At 44.0% G+C, this 2,719-nt stretch carries 4 protein-coding genes; all 4 read right to left on the reverse strand.

Features of this window, described 5'->3' with window-relative positions:
* Positions 1-173 precede the first annotated feature (173 nt).
* Complete coding sequence (locus QZ359_RS01510) at positions 174-452, reverse strand: hypothetical protein (RefSeq protein ID WP_293955935.1); 279 nt, start codon at positions 450-452, stop codon at positions 174-176.
* Positions 436-837 (reverse strand): hypothetical protein, encoded by a 402-nt coding sequence (locus QZ359_RS01515; RefSeq protein WP_293955937.1) that lies wholly within the window; start codon positions 835-837, stop codon positions 436-438. The genes QZ359_RS01510 and QZ359_RS01515 overlap by 17 nt, the downstream gene beginning before the upstream one ends.
* Before the next feature lie 288 nt (positions 838-1,125).
* On the reverse strand, positions 1,126-1,374 hold the full coding sequence (locus tag QZ359_RS01520; protein ID WP_293955939.1) for a hypothetical protein: 249 nt from the start codon (positions 1,372-1,374) through the stop codon (positions 1,126-1,128).
* A 33-nt stretch (positions 1,375-1,407) separates the two neighbouring features.
* Entirely contained in the window at positions 1,408-2,601 is a 1,194-nt protein-coding gene (locus QZ359_RS01525; RefSeq protein WP_293955941.1) for an FtsK/SpoIIIE domain-containing protein, read from the reverse strand.
* Positions 2,602-2,719 lie beyond the last annotated feature (118 nt).

The raw sequence follows: 2,719 nt of genomic DNA on the forward strand, positions 1-2,719 counted from the left end.
GTCAGACGTAAAAACCACGTTCAAGTAGTCAATAGACACATTCAGAACATCTTTCAAAACATTGTTTAAATTTTTTTCTTTTTCCATAAAAATACCCGTTTGTCCTTGAACCCCCCATAATTATCATAACGGGGGGTCCAGGTTCGCCCTTTCGGGCTCCCCTGGAATCCTCGTTATTCATTTAAAAACTCGTGTTTTCTAACTCTCAAAATCTCAATCCCTAAAGCATAATAAGGCCAATCAGATTTTTTCAAAAACACTTCGTTTTCATCTAGTAGGCGCAACGCTGAAACATATTGAGCGTTAGCCCACAAAGCAAAAGCAGAATCAATCTTTTTCAAGGCATCACTTTTGACATACTTCACATCACATCTTGAAACCCAGTCTCTCAGACTGTTCAAAATCTCAGCGTCGGACTTATCACACCAACCGTCTTTACTTGTTGTTATCATTTTGATTACCTGCAAAATTATGAGCAACAGAAAGAGCTTCGAGCTCGTCCAAGTAGTAAGAGTGGTCTTTGCTAAAGTGATAGCCTGACGCTTGAAGCTCATAAAGAGCTCCTGGACTTAAGTCATATAGTCCATCAAAAACAACTCTGACACGGTCACCAGTTCCAAAGTGTGTCAAAAGATAAGTCCAGCCTTGTGGCTCTTGTGAACGTTGCGGCCGTCCGTCCGCCCCGATCACGTTCGAGCCATCAGGATTTTTTAACTTGGGAAAATACTGCACTGGAGTTGTTCCAGGATACTGCACAATTAAAGTAAAACTTTCTTTTGAGCTTGTTTGCGTAGGAAGAAACGTCTTCCAATCGTTATTTTTACTATTATTTGCCAAAATAAAAGGCCCTCCAGATAATTATCTAGGGCGCCCTCGTCTTGTTTCTTATTTAGTCCAATCCACTTGACCTTTTCGGTCTTTTCTGATAGAATCTAATAAGAATTAGATGAGGACGTTGAATCAGCTTGCCGGCGATAGACGTCCTTTTTCTTTTTTTTGGTAATGCTTTCTTATAATTTTAGCACTTTTAAAAAGTAACGTCAAGGTAAGCTAGTTCTTCCCTAAAACTATTATACGTTCTTTTTTTTGCGCAAATGGACGTGAAATCCCCATCACTCCATTTTTTTATTTTTTCATTTTTTTCATTTTCTTGTAGAAAACAAAGAAAATCAGCTTTATTTTCGCTTGAAGCTCGTCCTGGTACGATACCCCTAAAACTTCTCTAAAACGCCAAATTAACGGGAAATTGGAAAAAGCCATTTTTACAGGGTTTTCCCCCGTTTCGGGCATCCTTGTACAAGCGGGTTCCCCCTGGCGACGGTCTAGGCAGACCCAACTCCCCGAAAGTCTTTCAGCCTTTCGGCTGGCGGTCATAAGCCTACCGAGCCAGGCCCGCTTATCAAGGATTTACACGAGTGCCCTTTCTGTATCCAAAGCCACTACAAAGCCCCCCCATTTAGAAACATTTTCCAATTTTCCGAGAGATGGAACCTGGTACCGCCCAGGTTCCCTTCCTAGTTGTCCATCTACATAGACAAAGCCTTCAAACTGACGAGCAGAGCGAGCCCCTGGGCTAGCCGTTGGAAAAACCATTCGCACCAGTTCAGCAGGTGCACCGCCGAGAAGAATTTTTGTCGATAGTTGCGACCTCACGGCATTCGGGATAGTGTCCACGCTAGCAAATTGAGAAGCAACTACAAGAATAACACCACTTGAGCGACCTTTTAAAGCTATCTGAGTAAGCAAAGCGATCAGATGAGCTTTTTCTTTTGCTTGCGCAGAAGCAACAATAGCGCCGAGCTCATCGATGGCGACAACTAGCGGAGTAAGTCCCACCTCGCTAGCTTTCAGTCCTAGACGTTGCTGACGTGCTCCTTCCTTGCCCAGGAAGTCTTCTCTCTGCTCCATTTGAGCTACAACATAGCCAAGCATAGAAAGGACATCTGAAACCCCTGAAGCACGTTGTAGGACGTTAGAAAGAGCCTGAAGCTCGTTCTTGCCGTCCACCAGGTACACTTGGGAGCCACCTGCCAAGAATTGAGCCAGGGAAGACAGAAGCGTAGTAGTTTTACCTGCCCCCGACTTACCAAACAAGCCAAGACCTGGAGACTTTTCAAAATCAACCGTCAAGCCTTTCTGCAGAACAATCTTAAAAGGCACCGCAGAGGAAATAACAGAAGTCACGTCTAAGCGCTTATCAGAAGCGACATCTTCGAGCACAAAGACCGAATAAACCCCTCCAGGCTCTCGCCAAAAGTCCACCACCTCAAAGGCTTCCCAGTCTTTTCTTGTCGCTACTGAAATAAGTTCAGCAAGTTTTTCGTCTTCATCAAGTCCAGGAAGTCTTTCAATTTTGACCTGGAGCACCCCATCACTTGCTAGTATCTCAATCCAAGGAACACCAACAAGAGAGGTTTTTAGCATTGGATTGACTGATTGAACATCAAGAAAAGCACGTGTCAGAGCTTCACGGAGTTTCAGGAGCTTCCACCCGTTCAGCACTCCAAAGCGTTTATAGTAACCCCAACGGCTCCACCAGGTGCGCCACTTAGAAGCGCCCTGCTCCTGGAAAGAGCCCTCTACTAGCTCAAACTTTCTCATCTCCTTTCTCCTTAGCTTCCCTTTTCAGCTCTCTTATGATTTTTCTTCTCATTTTCTCTCTTTCTAGCTCTAACTTTTCTTTTTGTTTCTTTAATCTCTGTTTTGCTCTCTCCAGCTT

It is taken from the genome of Streptococcus sp. (assembly GCF_019414905.1).
In the GTDB taxonomy this organism is placed as follows: Bacteria; Bacillota; Bacilli; order Lactobacillales; family Streptococcaceae; genus Streptococcus.